The sequence below is a fragment of the Streptomyces sp. G-G2 genome, from assembly GCF_030063135.1.
Lineage (GTDB): Bacteria > Actinomycetota > Actinomycetes > Streptomycetales > Streptomycetaceae > Streptomyces.
In genome coordinates, this window is the sequence record NZ_JASISO010000031.1 from 46,083 (window position 1) to 66,561 (window position 20,479).

Consider the following 20,479-nt stretch of genomic DNA (forward strand, 5'->3'; position numbering starts at 1 on the left):
CCCGCCGGGTCAGGCGACCGGCACCGGGTCCGGGGATGCGGCTTCCGCCTCGGCCCCCTCGTGGTTGCCGAACCAGGCCACCGCCACCGCGCCCGCGACCGCCAGGACGAAGCCCAGGACGGCCAGCCACGCCAGCCCCGGCCGGGACGCGTCCCCGAGCCACAGGACCCCGATCGCCCCCGGCAGCACCGTCTCGCCGACGACCAGCGCCGCCGTCGCCCCGTTCACCGAGCCGATCTGCAGCGCGATCGTGTGCAGGTACATGCCGCCGGTCCCGGCGAGCAGGATCGCGTACAGCGCCGGGTCCGTCAGCAGCGCGCCCAGGTCGAAGGGGTCGATCCCGTCCAGGATCCGTACGCCGACGCCCAGCGCGCCGAACGCCAGGCCCGACAGCAGACCGGCCAGGATCGCGGCCCGCCCGCCCAGGAACCGTACGGCCACCGTGCCGCCCGCGATGATCAGGACGGTCACGGCCAGCAGCGACCAGTGCGTCGCGGCCGGGGCGTAGTGTCCGCCCTCGTGGCCCGCGGCCGTCGCCAGCAGCACCAGCGCGCCGCAGACCACCCCGATGGAGGTCCACTCCTTGCGGGTCAGCCTGATCCCGAGCATCTTCACGCTCAGCACGGCGGTGATCACCAGGTTGGCGCTGATGACGGTCTGGGACAGGAACAGCGGCAGCAGCCGCGCGGCCAGCGCGCCGAGCCCGAAGCCCAGGAAGTCCAGGATGGTGCCGACGATGAACTCCCAGGTCATCGCGGCTTGAGCGGTGGAGGCGAGGTTGGGGCCACCGTGCTGGGTGACCCCCGCGCCGATGTCGGAGGCGCGGGCCGCCTTGCGGGAGCCGACGGCTTGCAGGACGGATCCCGTGCCGTAGCAGATGGACGCGGCGACAGCGGTCAGCAGGCCGATGAGCACAGAGGGCTCCGTTCACGTCTGGCAGGTTTCGCGTACCTCTGCCAGACGTGGGAACCGGCTCCGGAGTTGCCTCCCGCGACTATCCGAATGCGGCGAGTGTCTCCGGAACCTCGTCGACCGAGTCGACCAGGGCGATCCTGGACTCCATCGGACGGCCCGCGGCCAGCGCCCGCAGCAGCGGCCAGGCGGGGAGCCGCTCGGTCCAGTGCGCCCGGTCCACCAGGATCATCGGGGTCGCCTCGCCCCGGGACCCGTAGTAGTTCGGGGTGGCGTTGTCGAAGATCTCCTGGACCGTTCCGGCGGCGCCCGGCAGGAAGACCACGCCCGCGGTGGACCGGGCGAGGAGCCCGTCCTCGCGGGTGGCGTTCGCGAAGTACTTCGCGATGTGGCCCGCGAAGGCGTTCGGCGGCTCGTGGCCGTAGAACCACGTCGGGATGCCCACCGAGTCCCCGCCCGCGGGGAAGCGCTCGCGCACCGCGAAGGCCGCCCGCGCCCAGTCGGAGACCGACGGGACGAACGACGGCGCCTTGGCCAGCAGCTCCAGCGCCTCCTCGACGGCCTCGTCCGGAGCGGGGGACAGGTAGGCGCCGAGGTTGGCCGCCTCCATCGCGCCCGGCCCGCCGCCCGTGGCCACGGTGAGACCGGCGCGGGCCAGACTCCGGCCCAGCCGGGCCGCGCCCGCGTACTCCGCGGTGCCGCGGGCCATCGCGTGGCCGCCCATCACGCCCACCACCCGCGCCCCCGTCAGGTGCTCGTCGAGGGCGTCGGAGATCGCGTCGTCGTGGATGGAGCGCAGCATGGACGAGAAGACGTCCCCGTCGGCCTTCGCCTCCTGGAGCCAGGCGTACGTCTGGGCGTCCGGGGTGGCCTCGTAACCCGAGGGGAGCGCGTCGAACAGTTCCTGCGGGGTGTACAGCAGACCCCGGTAGGGGTTGAACGGCAGGTCCGGCACCGGAGGGAAGACCAGCGCCCCGTCGGCCCGCACCTTCGCCGACGCGTCCGCCGCCATCGGGCAGCCGAGGAACACGGCGGCCGAGGTGTCGCAGGACAGCAGGGCCAGGGTCCGGTCCAGCAGGTTCACCGACTGGACGCGGTAGCCGCTCAGGTCACCGCGGGCGACGACCTGGTCGAATTCGGCGAGGGTCTCGATCTCGATGTCTGGGAAAACCATTCCGCCCACACTAAGGGCTCCCCGGCTCAGCGAGACAGGGCCAGCACCGTCAGCTGCGCCACACCCCAGCTGAGCGGCACGCACACGGCGAGCAGCGCCGCCGTCCGCAGAGCCACCGCCCCGCGCAGGATCCCGGCCGCGCCGCCCAGGCCGCGCAGGCTCTCGTAGACCCCCGCGCGGGTCTGGCGCACTTCGACGGCGGTGACCAGCAGGGTTCCGGCCGCGCAGACGGCGACCAGCGCGGCCGCCGGTGCGCTCAGCGGGCCCAGCGGCACGTGCAGGCCGCCGCTGCCGCGCAGCGCGAGCGCGCTCAGCGCGGCCGCCGCCACGGCGCACAGGACGCCCAGCGGCCTGCCGAACCGCGGCGCCTCCTCCTGGAGGGTCCGCCCGGCCAGCAGCCGCAGCGCGCCGGGGCGCACCGCCTGGACCAGGGTTCCGCAGGCGTAGGCGAGTCCCGGTCCGGCGAGGGACAGCCCGGCCGCGGTCAGGGCCCAGCCGATGAGCATCCCGGCGCTGCCGCGTCCCGCGTACGCCTCGACGGCCAGTCCGCAGGCGGTGAGCGAGATGCCCCAGGGCAGCTCGGCCTGCGGGGTACGGGGCGCCCGCGCCCGGGGCCGCAGGGCGAGCGCGGCGGCCGCCGAGGCGGTCAGCGGCGCCAGCGCGAGCAGGGTGAGGGCGGCGGCGACCGGGAGCGGCTGGTCCGCGTGCAGCAGGGCGGCTCCGGCGCCGTCGAAGGGCAGTCCGGACACCTCCCCGCGCAGGTGCAGGAAGACGGCCAGCGCCAGGGCGCTGCCCAGGGTGCAGGCGATGGCGGTGGAGAGGGCGGCGACGAGGGCGAGCCGCACGGGCCCCAGCCCGGCCGCGTCCATCCCCGTGCGGGGCCGGGTGGCCGGGTCGGTACGGGCCACCGCGACGGCGAAGTGCACGGTCAGGACCAGCGGTACGAGGGCCCACAGCAGCCGGGGGAACGATCCGGTGGGCCCGTCGAGCGCCCCGGCGAGCACGTACAGCAGCAGGAAGCCGGTGCCGGCGGAGGCGGCCGCGACCAGCAGTCGCCGGAACTGGACGAGCGGCCGGGCGCCCCGGGTCAGACGGAGAGCGAGCACGCGCCCTGACCCTCCGCATCGGTGGTCAGCGCCAGCCGCGCGTCCGCGTTCGTCTCGGCGGCTGCGGCTGCGGCTGCGGTCGCGGTCGCGTCGGCGTCGGCTTCGGCCTCGGAGCCCGGGGCCGTGGCCGGGCGCCCGTCGAGCAGGGCCACCCGGCGGTCGGCCACCTCGGCGGTCCGCTCGTCGTGGGTGGCCAGCAGCACGGTGATCTCGTGCGAGCGGGCGGCGGTGGTGAGCGTGCGGAGCAGGTTGGCCTGCTCGGCGCGGTGCAGCGGGGCCGTGGGGTCGTCGGCGAAGATCACGGAGGGCTCGCCGACCAGGGCGCGGGCCAGCGCCACCCGCTGGGACTCGGCGCGGGTCAGGGCGCTGGGGCGCTTGCGGGCGAAGGCCCCGATGTCGAGCCGGTCCAGCCATTCGCAGGCCGCGTGCTTGGCGGCGCGGTGCGGGGCGCCCGCGATGAGCAGCGGCAGCGCGGCGTTCTCCCACACCTTCAGCTCGGGCAGCAGGCCCGGCTCGGGGCCGATCCAGCCGAACCGGTCGCGGCGCAGGCGCTCCCGGGCCGACGGTCCCATGGTGTGCACGGGTACCCCGTCGAACCAGACCTCGCCCTGCTCGGGCACGAGCTGCCCGGCGAGGCAGCGCAGCAGGGTGGTCTTGCCGCTGCCTCGGGGGCCGGTCACGGCGAGGACCTCGCCGCGCCGCACGCCGACCGAGACACCGATGAGGCCGGGCGAACCGCTGTGGGAGTAGTGCAGAGAGCGTGCCCAGAGCACGTCGTTGTCCGGTGGAGCAACCATGGCGTACACCTCCGTCCGGGGGAACGAAGCGGAGCCGGCTGAAGTCACTGGCACCGCAATGAGATGTAAAGAGATGAACGTCTTGGCTGGCTACAGCACACGGCCCGGACCCCCTCGTTCTCACTCGAACGGAGGATCCGGGCCGTGTGGACCGGCTGAGCGGCGACCTGATTTAGAGCTTGGTCCACGCCTCGGTGAGCACCGAGCGCAGGATGCCCTCGATCTCGTCGAAGGTGCCCTGGTCGGCGATCAGCGGCGGGGCCAGCTGGATGACCGGGTCACCGCGGTCGTCGGCGCGGCAGTACAGGCCGTTCTCGAAGAGCGCCTTGGAGAGGAAGCCGTAGAGCACGCGCTCCGTCTCCTCGTCCGTGAAGGACTCCTTGGTGCTCTTGTCCTTGACCAGCTCGATGCCGTAGAAGAAGCCGTTGCCGCGGACGTCGCCGACGATGGGCAGGTCGTGCAGCTTCTTCAGCGTCGAGAAGAAGGCGTCCTCGTTGTCCAGCACGTGCTGGTTGAGGCCCTCCTTGTCGAAGATGTCGAGGTTGGCGAGGGCCACGGCCGAGGAGACCGGGTGGCCACCGAAGGTGTAGCCGTGCAGGAAGGTGTTGTCACCCTTGTAGAACGGCTCGGCGAGCTTGTCCGAGATGATGCAGGCACCGATCGGGGAGTAGCCCGAGGTCATGCCCTTGGCGCAGGTGATCATGTCCGGGATGTAGTCGAACTTGTCACAGGCGAACATCGTGCCGAGGCGGCCGAAGGCGCAGATCGTCTCGTCGGAGACGAGCAGTACGTCGTACTGGTCGCAGATCTCGCGGACGCGCTGGAAGTAGCCGGGCGGCGGCGGGAAGCAGCCGCCGGCGTTCTGTACCGGCTCCAGGAAGACGGCGGCGACGGTGTCCGCGCCCTCGAACAGGATCTCCTGCTCGATCTGGTCGGCGCACCAGCGGCCGTAGGCCTCCGGGTTGTCGCCGTGGATCGGGGCGCGGTAGATGTTGGTGTTGACCACCTTGTGCGCGCCGGGGACCAGCGGCTCGAAGGGGGCCTTGAGGGCCGGCAGACCGGTGATGGACAGGGCGCCCTGCGGGGTGCCGTGATAGGCCACCGCACGCGAGATGACCTTGTACTTGGTGTGCTTGCCCTGCAGCTTGAAGTACTGCTTGGCGAGCTTCCAGGCGGTCTCGACGGCCTCGCCGCCACCGGTGGTGAAGAAGACCTTGTTCAGGTCGCCCGGGGCGTAGTGCGCGAGGCGCTCGGCCAGCTCGACGGCCTTGGGGTGCGCGTACGACCAGATGGGGAAGAACGCGAGTTCCTGCGCCTGCTTGTAGGCGACCTCGGCCAGTTCCTTGCGGCCGTGACCGGCGTTGACCACGAACAGTCCGGCGAGACCGTCCAGGTAGCGCTTGCCCTTGTCGTCCCAGATGTAGGTGCCTTCGCCCCGGACGATGGTGGGGACGGGCGCGTTCTCGTAGTCCGACATGCGGGTGAAGTGCATCCACAGGTGGTCGTACGCGGTCTTGGAGAGGTCCTGGCTCACGGTTATCGGGTTCCCCACATGTAGGTCTGCTTCTTCAGCTTCAGGTAGACGAAGCTTTCGGTTGATCGCACGCCGGGGAGCGCGCGGATCTTCTTGTTGATCGTGTCGAGCAGGTGGTCGTCGTCCTCGCAGACGATCTCCACCATCAGATCGAAGGAGCCCGCGGTCATCACCACGTACTCGCACTCGGCCATCGCGGCCAGCGCGTCGGCCACCGGATCGAGGTCCCCCTCGACATTGATGCCGACCATCGCCTGACGCCGCAGGCCCACGGTGAGTGGGTCGGTGACGGCCACGATCTGCATGACGCCCTGGTCGAGCAGCTTCTGTACGCGCTGGCGCACAGCCGCCTCGGAAAGGCCGACGGCCTTGCCGATCGCCGCGTAAGGACGGCGTCCGTCCTCCTGCAGTTGCTCGATGATCGCCAGGGACACAGCATCGACCGAAGGGGACGGTTGTCTGTTCCGGGAATCTGCGCTTCGACTGGCCACGGCTTCACTGTGCACGAGGAGTCGTCTGTTCCGCAAGCCTTGACCGATGTAATTCGTTGTTCGGGGTCTCTGATTGCGCGGATTTCGTAGTTGGTGGCGTCCGGCTCTGTCGAAAGCGTCTCCCGAGGGGCTAGGCTGGGGTTTTGTCTCAACCGTTGGACATGTGATCAGGAGTGTGGCTGTAGTGACCAGCGAACTGCGTCGTCTGCGCAACTACATCGGCGGAGAGTTCAAGGACGCCGCCGACGGCCGGACCACGGAGGTGGTCAACCCCGCCACGGGCGAGGTGTACGCCACCGCCCCGCTGTCCGGGCAGGACGACGTCGACGCCGCCATGGCCGCCGCCGCGGCCGCCTTCCCGGGCTGGCGCGACACCACCCCCGCCGTGCGCCAGAAGGCGCTCCTCAAGATCGCCGACGCCTTCGAGGCGCGCGCCGAGGAGCTGGTGGCCGCCGAGTCGCAGAACACCGGCAAGCCGCTGGGCCTCACGGCCAGCGAGGAACTGCCGCCGATGGTGGACCAGATCCGCTTCTTCGCGGGCGCTGCCCGGCTGCTCGAAGGCCGTTCCGCCGGCGAGTACATGGAGGGCATGACCTCGATCGTGCGCCGCGAGCCGGTCGGCGTCTGCGCGCAGGTCGCGCCGTGGAACTACCCGATGATGATGGCCGTGTGGAAGTTCGCCCCGGCCATCGCGGCGGGCAACACCGTGGTCCTCAAGCCCTCGGACACCACCCCGGCCTCGACGCTCCTGATGGCCGAGATCATGGACTCGATCCTGCCCAAGGGCGTCTTCAACGTCGTCTGCGGCGACCGGGAGACCGGCCGGGCGATGGTCGAGCACAGCACTCCGGCGATGGCCTCCATCACCGGCTCGGTGCGCGCGGGCATGCAGGTCGCCGAGAGCGCCGCCAAGGACGTCAAGCGCGTCCACCTGGAGCTGGGCGGCAAGGCCCCGGTCGTGGTCTTCGAGGACGCCGACCTCGCGAAGGCCGCCGAGGACATCGCGGTCGCGGGCTTCTTCAACGCCGGCCAGGACTGCACCGCGGCCACCCGCGTCCTCGTCCACGAGTCGATCCACGACGAGTTCGTCGCGGCGCTCGCCAAGAACGCGGCCGACACCAAGACCGGCCAGCCGGACGACGAGGACGTGCTCTACGGTCCGCTGAACAACCCGAACCAGCTCAAGCAGGTCGCTGGCTTCATCGAGCGGCTCCCCGCGCACGCCAAGGTCGAGGCGGGCGGCCACCAGGTGGGCGAGAAGGGCTACTTCTACGCCCCCACCGTGGTCTCCGGTCTCCGGCAGGACGACGAGATCATCCAGAACGAGGTCTTCGGGCCGGTCATCACCGTCCAGTCCTTCACGGACGAGTCGCAGGCGCTGGAGTACGCGAACGGCGTCGAGTTCGCCCTCGCCTCCTCGGTGTGGACCAAGAACCACGGCCGCGCGATGCGCATGTCAAAGAACCTCGACTTCGGCTGCGTGTGGATCAACACCCACATTCCGCTGGTCGCCGAGATGCCGCACGGCGGGTACAAGAAGTCCGGCTACGGCAAGGACCTGTCGGCCTACGGCTTCGAGGACTACACCCGCATCAAGCACGTGATGACCTCGCTCGACGGCTGATCGACGGCTGAGTCAGGGCTGATCGACCGCTGTGCCCGGGCTGATCGACGGCTGTGCCCGTACTGATCCGGTCCTGATCCGCGGCTGATCCGTGCCGCGCCGCGTTCGACCGGTCGCCGACCCGTCGGCGCATCGTTCACCGCCGTGCGCTCCAGGGGCGGGCAGTAGACAACATGTCTATTGCCCGCCCCTTCGCGTTTCGCCCAGTCTGTGCGCATGCCTGAACTCGCTCTCTCCCGCCGCGCGGCGCTGCGCGGCCTCGGTGCCGCGGGCCTGCTGGCCGGCCTCGCCGGCTGTGGTGTGCCCGCCGCTTATGTCCCGGAGGACCGACGGGTAGGCCCGGACCGATCCGGTGACGACCGCAGCCTGGCCTTCGCCAACTGGCCGCTCTACATCGACACCGACGAGGAGGACGAGACCAAGCGCCCGACGCTGGACGCCTTCTCGGAGCGGACCGGGATCGAGGTGAAGTACACCGAGGAGATCAACGACAACGACGAGTTCTTCGGCAAGGTCAGCCCGGCCCTGATGAACCACCAGGAGACCGGCCGCGACCTCGTGGTGGTCAGTGACTGGATGGCGGCCCGGTTCGTCCGGCTGGGATGGGCCCAGACCATGGACCGCGCGGCCCAGCCGAACGTGGCCAAGCACCTCGACGCGCAGTTGCGCTCGCCCGCCTTCGACCAGGGCCGCCTGCACACCGTGCCGTGGCAGTCCGGGATCACCGGCATCGCCTACAACCGCAAGGCTCTGGGCCGGGAGATCAGGTCCACCAAGGAGCTGTGGCACCCCGACCTCGCGGGCAAGGTCACGCTCTTCTCCGGCCTCGACGAGTCCTTCTCCCTGCTGATGCAGGGCAACGGCGCGGACGTCACCCGGTGGACCGAGTCCGACTTCCACCGGATGTGCGATCAGGTGGAGGAGCTGGTGCGCAAGAAGCACATCCGCCGCTTCACCGGCAACGACTACACCTCGGACCTGAGCAAGGGCGATGTGCTCGCCTGCCAGGCCTACTCCGGCGACGCCATCCAGCTCCAGGCGGACAACCCCGACATCGAGTTCGTCGTCCCGGACGAGGGGGCCGAGCTGTGGGCGGAGAGCCTGCTCATCCCGAACCTCGCCCGGCACAAGGCCAGTGCCGAGGCCCTCATCGACCACTACTACCAGCCGGAGATCGCCGCCAAGCTGGCCGCGTCCGTCAACTACGTCTGCCCCGTGCCCGCCGCCCGCGAGGTGCTGGCCGGGTCCGACGACAAGGACACCGCCGAACTGGCCGCGAACCCGCTGATCTTCCCCGACGACGAGATGCGCAAGCGGCTAGTGGTGGCCCGGGACATCTCGACCGCCGAGCGGCAGTCCTTCGCGAAGCGCTGGAACGCCATCGTCGGCCTCTGAGATTGAACGCGTTCAGTATGTTGGCTGAACGCGTTCAGAAATCCGCGTACGCTTCGTCCCATGAGCGAGAGAAGCGTGCTCCTGCGCCGGATCCGGGCCTGGCTGGCCCTGTTCATCGTCTGCCTGGTCCTCAGCGGGCTCACGGCCTTCCCCCTGGTCAGTGAGCTGCACTGGGCCAACTCCCTGGTGGCCGACGAGTGGCTGCTGCGGGTTGGTGACGGACTGGAGCGAGCCGATGCGCAGTACCCCTTCCTGCTCTACGGAACCGACTGGCTAGCCTTCGCCCACCTGGTGATCGCGGTGTTCTTCTACGGAGTCCACCGCGACCCGGTCCGCAACATCTGGATCGTCGAGGCCGGGATGATCGCCTGCGCCGGAATCGTCCCGCTGGCCCTGATCTGCGGGCCGATCCGCGGCATCCCCGTCTGGTGGAGCGTCATCGACATGTCCTTCGGCGTCTTCGGGGTGATCCCCCTGCTGGTGCTCCGCCGCATGATCAAGCGCCTGGAGGCGCTGGACGGCGTACCCGCGGCCGCTACGGCTTGAAGGCGGCCTGGCGCCAGCAGCACCGTCAGCCCCAGGTCCTGCCACCGCGGGTCGGCGCGCCGCACCCGTTCCCCCCAGCGCGCCGCACCCGTTGCTCCCAGGTGCGTATCACCCGCCGGAGCCGGCCCGCTCGGCCCTGACGGCGGCCAGCACGTCCACCCGGTTCGTGGTGACCGAGTCCACCCCGGCCGCCAGTACGGCGCGCATCGACCGCTTGGTGTCCGGGGTCCACGCCGACACCAGGAACCCGTCCGCGTGCACCGCGTCCACCAGCTCCCGGCCGACCAGCCCGAAGCGGTAGTTGAGCCAAGCGGGCGCGACCGCGTCCGTCAGCACCCGGCGCGGCGGGCTCAGGGTGGTCCACGTCAGCGCGATCTCCGCGCCCGGGTCCGCGGCCCGGACGGCCAGCATCGTGTTCGGGCCCGCGCAGTAGTACGACCGCTCGCGCGCCCCGCACTCGCGCACCTGGCCCACCACGGTCCGTACCGCCTCCGTGCTCGCGCCGGGCAGGTCGATCATCACCCGCCCCGCGCCGGTGGCCATCAGGGCCTCCCGCAGGGTCGGAACCCCGCCCCCGGTCAGCTCGCGCAACTGCGGGGCGGTGACGGCGTCGAGCCGTACGTCGTGGCCCCACAGCCGCTGGAGGGTCTCGTCGTGGAGCAGCACCGGCACCCCGTCACGGGTCAGGCGTACGTCGATCTCGACGGCGTCCGCTCCGCGCGCGAACGCGGAGCGGAGGGAGGGCAGGGTGTTCTCACGGACACGGTAGGGATCGCCGCGATGGCCGACGGCAGTCAGAGTGCGCATGATCCCCATTCTCCGCAGCGGTCAGGGAGCCAGCCACGCGGTGGTGTACGTGTCGATCTCGGCGCTGAGCTCCGCCTTGCCCGCCTGGTCCAGGAAGGAGGCCTCCACGGCGTTCTTCGCGAGCTGGGCCAGACCCCGCTCGTCCAGTTCCAGCAGGCGGGCGGCGACCGCGTACTCGTTGTTGAGGTCCGAACCGAACATCGGCGGGTCGTCGCTGTTGATGGTGACGAGCACGCCCGCCGCGGCCATCTCCTTGACCGGGTGCCGGTCGAGGTCGGTCACCGCGCGGGTCGCGAGGTTCGACGTCGGGCAGACCTCCAGCGCGATCCGGTGCTCGGCGAGGTACGCCAGCAGTTCGGGGTCCCGCGTGGCGCTGGTGCCGTGGCCGATGCGCTCGGCGCCCAGCTCGCGGACGGCGTCCCAGATCGTCTCCGGACCGGTGGTCTCGCCCGCGTGCGGCACGCTGTGCAGACCGGCGGCGCGCGCCTGGTCGAAGTACGGCTTGAACTGCGGGCGCGGGACGCCGATCTCGGGGCCGCCGAGGCCGAAGGAGACCAGGCCCTCGGGGCGCAGGTCCACGGCCAGGCGGGCGGTCTCGGCCGCCGCCTCCAGGCCCGCCTCGCCGGGGATGTCGAAGCACCAGCGCAGGATGACGCCGAGTTCGCTCTCGGCGGCCTTGCGGGCGTCCTCGATGGCCTCCATGAAGGCCTTCTCCTCGATCCCGCGCCGCGTGGAGGAGTAGGGGGTGATGGTCAGTTCGGCGTACCGGATGTTCTGCCGGGCCATGTCCCGGGCGACCTCGTACGTCAGGTCCCGTACGTCGTCCGGGGTGCGGATCAGGTCGACGACCGACAGGTACACCTCGATGAAGTGCGCGAAGTCCGTGAAGGTGAAGTAGTCGGCGAGCGCCTCTGGATCGGTCGGGACCTTCGAGTCGGGATGCCGGGCGGCCAGTTCCGCCACGATGCGCGGCGAGGCCGAACCGACGTGGTGGACGTGGAGTTCTGCCTTGGGCAGACCCGCGATGAAGGGGTGCAGATCGGGCATGAGGGGTCTCCGTCGGGGCGCGCGTGCGGGCAGGTCGGAGTTCATCGTAGGCAGCCCGGGCCCTGTCGGTGGCAGCCCGTAGCATGGCTGTACGAGAGGGGGGCGCCGCATGACCGAACACAGCCCCGAGCCCAACGACCCGTGGGCGCCGCCGGAGCGGCCCGCCGTGGACCTGGGCAAGCAGCAGGGCGCGCCGGGGGGCGCTCACCGGCCGGGCACGCCGGACACGGGGGGTACGCCCGGCGCGTCGGGCGTGCACGACCAGCCGACGATCATCGGCATACCGGGCGGGGAGAGCGCGGGCCACGCCCCGGCGCCGTACCCCGCCCAGCCGTTCGGCCAGAGCCCGCAGCAGCCGGTGCCGGGGTTCGCGCCGCCACCGGGGAACCCGCCGGCACCGCCCGCCTACGGGTACCCGGCGCAGCCCGCCCCGCCCGCGGGCTACGGATATCCGGGCCGGCCGGATCCGAACGCGCAGGCCTACGGTTACCCGGGCTACCCCGGATATCCGGGCTACCCGTCCTACCCGGGCGGCTACGCGGCCCCGCGCAACGGCTTCGGCATCACCGCGCTGGTCCTCGGCATCCTGTCCGCGGTCGGCTGCATCACCAGCGTCTTCGCCATCATCCTGGGCATCGTGGCGATCGTCTTCGGCGTCCTGGGGCGCGGCCGGGCCGCGCGCGGCGAGGCCAACAACGCGGGAATGGCGCTGGCCGGACTGATCCTCGGGATCGTCGGGACCATCCTCGGCGGCGTGATGCTCGCGCTGATCATCAGCGGGGTCATGGACGAGCGCGCAAGGGACCCGTACGGAACGGAGCACGACTCCCCGTCCTCGGTCTCGCAGACACCTTTCGGTACCTGAGCCCGGCCCGTACGTTCCGGCTTCTCCCCCCCCGAATTCCCGAAAAGGGGAACGGGGGGAGAAGCCCCCGCCGGCCCGTCCTCCCCGCCCCGCCCGCCCGGCCCCGCGCCCCCGCCCGGCCGTCAGGCGGCCAGCCGCTCCCGGGCCTCCATCAGCGCGAAGCCCAGCAGGTTCAGGCCACGCCAGCGCGCGGGATCGAGGGCGTCGGGGCTGTCGACGGCCAGTCCGATGCCCCAGATCCGGTCCAGCGGCGAGGCCTCCACGAGCACCCGGGACCCGGTGGCGAGCAGGTACGCGCGCAGCTCGGGCGTGGACGCGAACTTGGCCGCACTGCCCGCCACCACGATGGCGAACCGCTCGCGCTCCCACGTCCGCGCGTCGAACCCGCGCACCAGTCGCCCGGCCTTCTTGGCCGCCGCGGGGGAGGTGGCGCCGAGCGCCGCGCGCTCCGCCTCCGAGTCCCCGAAGAGCCGTGCCTTCTCGGCCATCATCCAGTGTTCGGCCGTGACATAACGGACATCACGCACGGTGAAGGGGGACGGCCACCACTGGCTCAGGCAGCTCGGCCCGAGAGCCCCGTCGTGCCTGGGCGCGTGTCCCCAGAACGGCAGATACTTGACCCGCTCACCCCGGTTGACCTGCTCGATCAGTGTGTCGATCTGCTCCATGCACGCGAGTCTGGCAGCCGCCACGGACACTTCGTACGGGATTTAGGGTCCGCCTCGACACTTGGTCGACCGATTTCGTCGCGTAATCAAAAGGCAACAACGGAATCACTTGGCGCAGGTGAACACCTCTGCCAGGATCGGCACTCAATTCGAGCTTTAGCTACGGAGAGCGCGATGGGCAACCGCTTCCAGGTCAAGGACCGTTTCGCAGACGGCGCGCAGTACATCGACGGCCGGCTGAGATCCGGCACCTCGGGCGCCTCACACACCGTGGTCGACCCGGCCACCGGTCATGAGGTACTCACTTACGAACTGGCGGGCACGGCCGATGTCGACGCGGCCGTGGCCGCCGCCAAGCGGGCGTTCCCCGGCTGGTCCGGGGCCACCCCGGGCGAGCGCTCGGACGCCCTGCACCGCCTGGCGGCCGTACTGGCCGAGCAGGCGGAGGACTTCGCCCTCGCGGAGTCCCTCCAGTGCGGGAAGCCGGTGCGGCTGTCCACGGAGTTCGACGTACCGGGGACCATCGACAACACCGCCTTCTTCGCGGGCGCCGCCCGCCACCTCCAGGGCCAGGCGGCCGCCGAGTACTCCGGCGACCACACCTCCTACGTCCGCCGCGAGGCGATCGGGGTGGTCGGCTCCATCGCTCCCTGGAACTATCCGCTCCAGATGGCCGCCTGGAAGATCCTCCCGGCGATCGCCGCGGGCAACACGATCGTTCTGAAGCCCGCCGAGCTGACCCCGCTGACCTCGCTGATGTTCGCCCAGGCGGCCCAGCAGGCCGGCATCCCCGACGGCGTGATCAACATCGTCACCGGGGCGGGCCGCGTCGCCGGTGAGCACCTGGTGGGCCACCCCGACGTGGTCATGACCTCCTTCACCGGCTCCACCGGAGTCGGCAAGCGGGTCGCGGAGATCGCCACCGCCACGGTCAAGCGGCTCCACCTGGAGCTGGGCGGCAAGGCCCCCTTCGTCGTCTTCGACGACGCGGACCTCGAGGCCGCCGCCCACGGCGCGGTCGCGGCCTCCCTGATCAACACCGGGCAGGACTGCACCGCGGCGACCCGCGCCTACGTCCAGCGCCCCCTGCACGACGCCTTCGTCGCCCGGGTGGCCGAGCTGATGGAGACGGTCCGCCTCGGGGACCCCTTCGACCCGGCCACCGACCTCGGCCCGCTCGTCTCGCACGCGCAGCGCGACCGGGTCGCCGGTTTCGTGGAGCGGGCCCGCGGCTACGCCACCGTCGTCACCGGCGGGCAGATCCCCGGCGGGGACCTGGTGGACGGCGCCTACTACCGGCCCACCCTGATCGCCGGCGCGGCCCAGGACAGCGAGGTCGTCCAGTCCGAGATCTTCGGCCCGGTGCTCGTCGTACTGCCCTTCGACAGCGACGAGGACGGTCTCGCGCTGGCCAACGACACCCCCTACGGCCTCGCGGCCTCCGCCTGGACCCGCGACGTCTACCGGGCGGGCCGGGCCACCCGCGAGCTGAAGGCGGGCTGCGTCTGGGTCAACGACCACATTCCGATCATCAGCGAAATGCCCCACGGCGGCTACAAGGCCAGCGGTTTCGGCAAGGACATGAGTGCCTACTCCTTCGAGGAGTACACGCAGGTCAAGCATGTGATGTACGACAACACCGCGGTCGCCGCGAAGGACTGGCACCGCACGATCTTCGGGGACAGATAACCATCGCCGCCTGACCAGCGGCCCACCCCTCCCGAAAGGGCACAGCTCATGGAGCAGTTCGAGCCCGACCGCCTCCCGGCGGCCCAGCTCGCCGCGATGCGGCGCAGCCTCACCAGTGGACGCGGCGCCCTCACCCGCCGCTCGCTGCTGCGCGCGTCCGGCGTCGGAGCGCTCACCCTCGGCGGCCTGTCGGCGCTCAGCGCCTGCGGCATCCCGCCCGCCAAGCGGGCGGGCACCGGCGAGGCAGCGGCCTCGGACGACCACTCGGCCCAGGAGAAGGAGATCAACTTCTCCAACTGGACCGAGTACATGGACACCAGTGACGACGAGAAGACCCGTCCGACCCTGGACGAGTTCACCAAGCGCACCGGGATCAAGGTCAAGTACACCGAGGACATCAACGACAACGTCGAGTTCTTCGGCAAGATCCGCCCGCAGCTCGCGGCGGGCCAGGACACCGGCCGCGACCTGATCGTCGTCACCGACTGGCTCGCCGCCCGCATCATCCGGCTCGGCTGGGCGCAGAAGCTCGACCCCGCGCTGCTCCCGCACGCCTTCGCCAACCTGTCCCCGCAGTTCCGCAGCCCCGACTGGGACCCGGGCCGCTCCTACAGCTACCCGTGGACCGGCATCTCCACCGTCATCGCCTACAACGCCAAGGCCACCGACGGCAAGAAGGTGGACTCGGTCACCCAGCTCCTCGACGACCCCACCCTCAAGGGCCGGGTCGGCTTCCTCACCGAGATGCGCGACAGCGTCGGGATGACCCTCCTCGACCAGGGCAAGGATCCGGCGAACTTCACCACCGCCGACTTCGACGGTGCGATCGGACGCCTCCAGAAGGGCGTGGACAGCAAGCAGATCCGCCGCTTCACCGGCAACGACTACACCGCGGACCTCGACAAGGGCGACATCGCGGCCTGCCTGGCCTGGGCGGGCGACATCATCCAGCTCCAGGCGGGCAACCCGGACATCAAGTACGCGATCCCCGCCGCCGGATACATCACCTCCAGCGACAACCTGCTGGTCCCGGCCCACGCCCGGCACAAGGCGAACGCCGAGAGGCTCATCGACTACTACTACGAGCTTCCGGTCGCCGCCCAGCTGGCCGCCTACATCAGCTACGTCTGCCCGGTCGAGGGCGTCAAGGACGATCTCGCCAAGATCGATCCGGCGCTCGCGGACAACACCCTGATCGTCCCGGACAAGGCGATGACCGCCAAGTCCCACGCCTTCCGCTCCCTCACCAGTGCGGAAGAGACGGCGTACGAGGAGAAGTTCACCAAGCTCATCGGCGCCTAGCGCCGCCCGGCGCAGCCCTGCCCCGCCCCGCCCAGCTCAGTCGGTCCGACCGGGCCCGGGCAGGGCCCGGCCCGCGCCCGGCTCCTGTTCCGGCCCCCCTTGCCCGCACCCAACTCCGGGATCCCTCCATGACTGACAAGACCGAGGGCGGCGACGTCCGCCTCACCGGGATCAGCAAGCACTACGGCTCCTTCACCGCCGTCCACCCGCTCGATCTCACCATCCCCCAGGGCTCCTTCTTCGCCCTGCTGGGCGCCTCCGGCTGCGGGAAGACCACCACCCTGCGCATGATCGCGGGACTGGAGGAGCCCTCCACCGGCACGGTCCACCTCGGCGACACCGCGGTCACGCACCTCCCGCCCTACAAGCGCCCGGTCAACACGGTCTTCCAGAGCTACGCGCTCTTCCCCCACCTCGACGTCACCGAGAACATCGCCTTCGGGCTGCGCCGCCGCGGCATCAAGTCCGTGAAGAAGCAGGTCGACGACATGCTGGAGCTGGTCCAGCTCGGGCAGTTCGCCCACCGCAAGCCGCACCAGCTCTCTGGCGGCCAGCAGCAGCGCGTCGCCGTCGCCCGGGCCCTGATCAACCACCCCCAGGTACTGCTCCTCGACGAGCCGCTCGGCGCCCTCGACCTCAAGCTGCGCCGCCAGATGCAGCTGGAGCTCAAGCGCATCCAGACCGAGGTGGGCATCACCTTCGTGCACGTCACGCACGACCAGGAGGAGGCCATGACCATGGCCGACACGGTCGCCGTGATGAACGGCGGCCGGGTCGAGCAGCTCGGCGCCCCCGCCGAGCTGTACGAGAACCCCCGCACCACCTTCGTCGCCAACTTCCTCGGCACCTCCAACCTCATCGAGGCCGAGGTCCTGGAGGCCGGTTCCGCCGACATCACCGTCAGCTCGGCGGGCAGCACGCTGAAGGTCCCCGCCGCGCGATGTTCGACCACGCCCCGTACCGGCGGAAAACTGCTGGTCGGCGTGCGCCCCGAGAAGATCTCCCTGGCCCACGCGGACGAGGAGCACACCATCGCGGCGGGCCGCAACAAGGTCCCCGGCCGGATCATGGACTCCTCCTTCATCGGGGTCTCCACCCAGTACGTCATCGACAGCCCGGTCTGCCCCGAACTGGAGGTCTACGCCCAGAACATCGAGCGGGACGCGCGCATGGCGCCCGGCGCCGAGGTGATCCTGCACTGGAACCCCGAGCACACCTTCGCGCTGGACGCGGACCAGGACATCGACGCGGGCGCCCTGACGGTGGAGGAGGGGGTATGACCACCACCGAAGCCCCGCCCCGGGCCACCGCCGAACCCCCGGTCCACAAGCCCTCCGTACGCAAGCGGCTCGTCCCGTACTGGCTGCTGATCCCCGGCATCCTGTGGCTGCTCGTCTTCTTCGTCCTCCCGATGGTCTACCAGGCCTCCACCTCGGTGCAGACCGGTTCCCTGGAGGAGGGCTTCAAGGTCACCTGGCACGTCCAGACCTACTGGGACGCCTTCACCGAGTACTACCCGCAGTTCCTGCGCTCGCTGCTCTACGCGGGCACCGCGACCGCCCTGTGCCTGCTGCTCGGCTACCCGCTGGCCTACCTGATCGCCTTCCGCGCGGGCCGCTGGCGCAACCTGCTGCTGATCCTGGTCATCGCGCCGTTCTTCACCAGCTTCCTGATCCGCACCCTGGCCTGGAAGACGATCCTGGCCGACGGCGGCCCGGTCGTCGGCGCCCTCAACAAGATCGGCTTCCTGGACGTCACCAGCTGGCTCGGGATGACCGAGGGGGACCGGGTGCTCGCCACCCCGCTCGCCGTGGTCTGCGGTCTGACGTACAACTTCCTCCCCTTCATGATCCTGCCGCTCTACTCCTCGCTGGAGCGGATCGACACCCGTCTCCACGAAGCGGCCGGGGACCTCTACGCCCGCCCCTTCACCACCTTCCGCAAGGTCACCTTCCCGCTGTCGATGCCGGGCGTGGTCTCCGGAACCCTGCTCACCTTCATCCCGGCGAGCGGCGACTACGTCAACGCGGAACTCCTCGGTTCCACGGACACCCGGATGATCGGCAACGTCATCCAGTCGCAGTACCTGCGCATCCTGGACTATCCGACGGCGGCCGCGCTGTCCTTCATCCTCATGGCCATCGTGCTGATCATGGTCACCATCTACATCCGCCGAGCGGGGACGGAGGACCTGGTCTGATGAGTGCTCTCTTCACCCGGCTCCGGCGCAATCTGGTGGTCATCGCGGGCCTCGGCACGCTGGCCTACATGATCCTGCCGAACGTCGTCGTCACGGTCTTCTCCTTCAACAACCCCACCGGGCGGTTCAACTACGCCTGGCAGGAGTTCTCGCTCGACGCCTGGAAGGACCCCTGCGGGGTCGCCGACCTGTGCGGCTCCCTCTCGCTCTCCCTCCAGATCGCGGTCTGGGCCACCCTCGGCGCGACCGTCCTGGGCACCGCGATCGCCTTCGCCCTGGTCCGGTACCGGTTCCGGGCGCGCGGCGCGGTCAACTCGCTGATCTTCCTGCCGATGGCCATGCCCGAGATCGTGATGGCCGCCTCGCTCCTGGCCCTCTTCCTCAACATGGGCATCCAGCTGGGCTTCTGGACGATCCTGATCGCCCACATCATGTTCTGCCTCAGCTTCGTCGTCGCCGCCGTCAAGGCCCGCGTCCTGTCGATGGACCCGCGGCTGGAGGAGGCCGCCCGCGACCTCTACGCGGGACCCGTGCAGACCTTCGTGCGGGTCACCCTGCCGATCGCGGCCCCCGGTATCGCGGCGGGCGCGCTGCTCTCCTTCGCGCTCTCCTTCGACGACTTCATCATCACCAACTTCAACTCGGGCAACACCGTCACCTTCCCCATGTTCGTGTGGGGTTCGGCCCAGCGCGGTACGCCCGTGCAGATCAACGTCATCGGTACGGCGATGTTCGTCATCGCGGTCCTGGTGGTCCTCGCCGGCATGACGATCGGCAACCGCCGCAAGAAGGCACAGCCCAAGTAACAGCACAGCTGTCCGTAGGGAGTTGGAAGACATGGCCCCAGTCGCCATGCGCACCGCCGCTCGATCCCTTTCCGAAGCACTGCCGGTCTCGTACTGGCTGGACGACCCGGGCAAGCCCGCCCCCGAGCCCGCCCTCACCGGCGACGAGCACTGCGACCTGCTCGTCATCGGCGGCGGCTACAGCGGACTGTGGACCGCGCTCATCGCCAAGGAGCGGGACCCCGAGCGGGACGTCGTCCTGATCGAGGGCCACGAGGCGGGCTGGGCCGCCTCGGGCCGCAACGGCGGCTTCTGCGCCGCCTCCCTCACCCACGGACTGTCCAACGGCCTGGCCCGCTGGCCCGGCGAACTCGCCAAGCTGGAGGAGCTGGGCGCCCGCAACCTCGACGCGATCGAGGCCGCGGTCGCCCGCTACTCCATCGACTGCGACTTCGAGCGGACCGGCGAGATCGACGTCGCCACCGAACCCCACCAGGTCGAGGAGCTGCGCGGACTCCACGAGGAGGCGCGGCGCCTCGGCCTCGCGGACGGCTCCGAATGGCTCGACCGGGACGCGCTGCGCGCCGAGGTCGACTCCCCGACCTTCCTGGGCGGCCTCTGGGACCGCGAGGGCGTGGCCATGCTGAACCCGGCCAAACTCACCTGGGGCCTCAAGCGGGCCTGCCTGGGCCTCGGCGTGCGGATCTACGAGAACACGCGCGGCCTGGACCTGGCCGCCAACGGCGCCGGGATGGCCGTACGCACCCCCTACGGCCGGGTCTTCGCCCGCCGGGTGGCGCTCGGCACCAACATCTTCCCCAGCCTGGTCAAGCGGATCCGCCCGTACACCGTGCCGGTCTACGACTACGCGCTGATGACCGAGCCGCTCAGCCCCGGGCAGCTCGCCGCCATCGGCTGGAAGAACCGGCAGGGGCTCGGCGACAGCGCCAACCAGTTCCACTACTTCCGGATCACCGCGGACCACCGGATCCTGTGGGGCGGGTACGACGCGATCTACCCCTACGGCGGCAAGCTCGACCCGGAGCACGACCACCGCCCCGAGACCTACCTCAAGCTCGCCGAGCAGTTCTTCACCTGCTTCCCGCAGCTGGCGGGCCTGAACTTCAGCCACGCGTGGGGCGGGGCGATCGACACCTGCTCGCGGTTCTCGGCCTTCTTCGGCACCGCGCACGCGGGCAAGGTGGCCTACGCGGCGGGCTTCACCGGACTCGGGGTGGGCGCCACCCGCTTCGGCGCCGACGTGATGCTGGACCTGCTGGACGGCGTACGCGGGGAGCGCACCGAGCTGGAGATGGTGCGCAGCAAGCCGATGCCGTTCCCGCCCGAGCCGTTCGCCTGGACGGGGATCGCGCTGACCAAGTGGTCGCTGGCGCGCTCCGACGACCGGGGCGGTCACCGGAACCTGTGGCTCAAGACGCTGGACCGCTTCGGCCTCGGCTTCGACAGCTGATCACCTGACGACCCGACGAGCCGAGGGTCCAACGACCCGACGACCTGACGATCCGATGGGCGGATG

General features: G+C 70.6%; 19 protein-coding genes. 10 read left to right on the forward strand and 9 right to left on the reverse strand.

All coding sequences use genetic code 11. The features are described from left to right. Window positions 1-9: 9 nt before the first annotated feature. The 6 genes from QMF80_RS23735 to QMF80_RS23760 form a co-directional block, all read right to left on the reverse strand. Window positions 10-915, reverse strand: coding sequence for a DMT family protein (locus tag QMF80_RS23735; RefSeq protein ID WP_283456468.1), 906 nt, complete (start codon window positions 913-915; stop codon window positions 10-12). A gap of 79 nt (window positions 916-994) precedes the next feature. Then, window positions 995-2,086: an LOG family protein gene (locus QMF80_RS23740; protein ID WP_283456470.1), complete on the reverse strand. Its 1,092-nt coding sequence runs from the start codon at window positions 2,084-2,086 to the stop codon at window positions 995-997. Window positions 2,087-2,112: 26 nt separating this feature from the next. Then, complete coding sequence (locus QMF80_RS23745) at window positions 2,113-3,192, reverse strand: hypothetical protein (protein WP_283456472.1); 1,080 nt, start codon at window positions 3,190-3,192, stop codon at window positions 2,113-2,115. Then, window positions 3,174-3,998 carry an ABC transporter ATP-binding protein gene (locus tag QMF80_RS23750; protein WP_283456474.1) on the reverse strand — a complete coding sequence of 275 codons (825 nt, stop codon included), beginning with the start codon at window positions 3,996-3,998 and terminating at the stop codon, window positions 3,174-3,176. Before QMF80_RS23750 ends, QMF80_RS23745 begins: the two co-directional genes overlap by 19 nt. Before the next feature lie 163 nt (window positions 3,999-4,161). Beyond that, the gene (locus QMF80_RS23755; RefSeq protein ID WP_283456476.1) at window positions 4,162-5,541 is read right to left on the reverse strand and encodes an aspartate aminotransferase family protein; all 1,380 of its coding nucleotides are present in this window, start codon (window positions 5,539-5,541) and stop codon (window positions 4,162-4,164) included. Further along, window positions 5,526-6,029 (reverse strand): Lrp/AsnC family transcriptional regulator, encoded by a 504-nt coding sequence (locus tag QMF80_RS23760; RefSeq protein ID WP_283456478.1) that lies wholly within the window; start codon window positions 6,027-6,029, stop codon window positions 5,526-5,528. Before QMF80_RS23760 ends, QMF80_RS23755 begins: the two co-directional genes overlap by 16 nt. A 169-nt stretch (window positions 6,030-6,198) precedes the next feature. Between QMF80_RS23760 and QMF80_RS23765 the strand changes: the two genes are divergently transcribed. The 3 genes from QMF80_RS23765 to QMF80_RS23775 all read left to right on the forward strand — a co-directional run bounded on the left by QMF80_RS23765 (window position 6,199) and on the right by QMF80_RS23775 (window position 9,579). After that, window positions 6,199-7,638, forward strand: a complete 1,440-nt coding sequence (locus QMF80_RS23765) for a gamma-aminobutyraldehyde dehydrogenase (protein ID WP_283456480.1) — start codon at window positions 6,199-6,201, stop codon at window positions 7,636-7,638. Window positions 7,639-7,854: 216 nt separating this feature from the next. Further along, a complete protein-coding gene (locus QMF80_RS23770) occupies window positions 7,855-9,033 on the forward strand; it encodes a polyamine ABC transporter substrate-binding protein (protein ID WP_283456483.1) in 1,179 nt (392 codons plus the stop codon). Window positions 9,034-9,093: 60 nt separating this feature from the next. Beyond that, a complete protein-coding gene (locus QMF80_RS23775) occupies window positions 9,094-9,579 on the forward strand; it encodes a hypothetical protein (protein WP_283456485.1) in 486 nt (161 codons plus the stop codon). A gap of 108 nt (window positions 9,580-9,687) precedes the next feature. On the opposite strand, the gene QMF80_RS23780 is transcribed toward QMF80_RS23775, so the two are convergent. Both QMF80_RS23780 and QMF80_RS23785 read right to left on the reverse strand, forming a co-directional pair. After that, window positions 9,688-10,386: a glycerophosphodiester phosphodiesterase gene (locus tag QMF80_RS23780; protein ID WP_283456487.1), complete on the reverse strand. Its 699-nt coding sequence runs from the start codon at window positions 10,384-10,386 to the stop codon at window positions 9,688-9,690. Window positions 10,387-10,407: 21 nt separating this feature from the next. Continuing rightward, window positions 10,408-11,433, reverse strand: a complete 1,026-nt coding sequence (locus QMF80_RS23785) for an adenosine deaminase (protein WP_283456490.1) — start codon at window positions 11,431-11,433, stop codon at window positions 10,408-10,410. A gap of 109 nt (window positions 11,434-11,542) precedes the next feature. Between QMF80_RS23785 and QMF80_RS23790 the strand changes: the two genes are divergently transcribed. Then, window positions 11,543-12,298 carry a DUF4190 domain-containing protein gene (locus QMF80_RS23790; protein WP_283456492.1) on the forward strand — a complete coding sequence of 252 codons (756 nt, stop codon included), beginning with the start codon at window positions 11,543-11,545 and terminating at the stop codon, window positions 12,296-12,298. Between the two features lie 122 nt (window positions 12,299-12,420). On the opposite strand, the gene ybiA is transcribed toward QMF80_RS23790, so the two are convergent. After that, window positions 12,421-12,966: a riboflavin biosynthesis intermediates N-glycosidase gene (ybiA, locus tag QMF80_RS23795; RefSeq protein ID WP_283456494.1), complete on the reverse strand. Its 546-nt coding sequence runs from the start codon at window positions 12,964-12,966 to the stop codon at window positions 12,421-12,423. A gap of 174 nt (window positions 12,967-13,140) precedes the next feature. Here ybiA and QMF80_RS23800 point away from each other — a divergent pair, with 174 nt between their 5' ends. The 6 genes from QMF80_RS23800 to QMF80_RS23825 all read left to right on the forward strand — a co-directional run bounded on the left by QMF80_RS23800 (window position 13,141) and on the right by QMF80_RS23825 (window position 20,413). Further along, window positions 13,141-14,655 (forward strand): gamma-aminobutyraldehyde dehydrogenase, encoded by a 1,515-nt coding sequence (locus tag QMF80_RS23800; protein WP_283456496.1) that lies wholly within the window; start codon window positions 13,141-13,143, stop codon window positions 14,653-14,655. A 48-nt stretch (window positions 14,656-14,703) separates the two neighbouring features. Then, window positions 14,704-15,957, forward strand: coding sequence for a polyamine ABC transporter substrate-binding protein (locus QMF80_RS23805; RefSeq protein WP_283456499.1), 1,254 nt, complete (start codon window positions 14,704-14,706; stop codon window positions 15,955-15,957). Between the two features lie 128 nt (window positions 15,958-16,085). Next, window positions 16,086-17,237: an ABC transporter ATP-binding protein gene (locus QMF80_RS23810; RefSeq protein WP_283456501.1), complete on the forward strand. Its 1,152-nt coding sequence runs from the start codon at window positions 16,086-16,088 to the stop codon at window positions 17,235-17,237. Beyond that, window positions 17,234-18,157, forward strand: coding sequence for an ABC transporter permease (locus QMF80_RS23815; protein WP_283456503.1), 924 nt, complete (start codon window positions 17,234-17,236; stop codon window positions 18,155-18,157). The genes QMF80_RS23810 and QMF80_RS23815 overlap by 4 nt, the downstream gene beginning before the upstream one ends. Beyond that, complete coding sequence (locus tag QMF80_RS23820) at window positions 18,157-18,963, forward strand: ABC transporter permease (protein WP_283456505.1); 807 nt, start codon at window positions 18,157-18,159, stop codon at window positions 18,961-18,963. Before QMF80_RS23815 ends, QMF80_RS23820 begins: the two co-directional genes overlap by 1 nt. Window positions 18,964-18,994: 31 nt before the next feature. After that, window positions 18,995-20,413, forward strand: coding sequence for an NAD(P)/FAD-dependent oxidoreductase (locus tag QMF80_RS23825; protein WP_283456507.1), 1,419 nt, complete (start codon window positions 18,995-18,997; stop codon window positions 20,411-20,413). The last annotated feature ends 66 nt before the right edge of the window (window positions 20,414-20,479 follow it).